The organism is Streptomyces niveiscabiei, assembly GCF_001419795.1.
In the GTDB taxonomy this organism is placed as follows: domain Bacteria; phylum Actinomycetota; class Actinomycetes; order Streptomycetales; family Streptomycetaceae; genus Streptomyces; species Streptomyces niveiscabiei.
Window position 1 is genome coordinate 280 of the sequence record NZ_LIRL01000310.1, and the last position, 222, is coordinate 501.

1 protein-coding gene is annotated in these 222 nt (G+C 74.8%); it reads right to left on the reverse strand.

What is annotated here, in order from left to right; genetic code table 11:
• A partial coding sequence (locus tag AOK24_RS50720) for a hypothetical protein (RefSeq protein WP_240553954.1) occupies window positions 1–222 on the reverse strand: 222 nt, incomplete at both ends.

The window sequence follows — 222 nt, forward strand, 5'->3', positions numbered from 1 at the left end:
CGGCGGCGGCGAGGGCGAGGCTCAACGAGGCGAAGGGGAGAACGTACTGCGGCATCCGGTCGTGGGGGCCGAAGGACGCCCGGCCCTCGGCGAGGTACTGGGCCGCGTCGGTGAACCGGCCGCGTGCGAGGGCGAGGTGGGCGAGGAAGTAGAAGCCCGCGCCCCGGGGTTTGGTCGCCTGGACGGCGTACCGCGCGTTGAAGGCCGCCTCGGCGGCCTCGT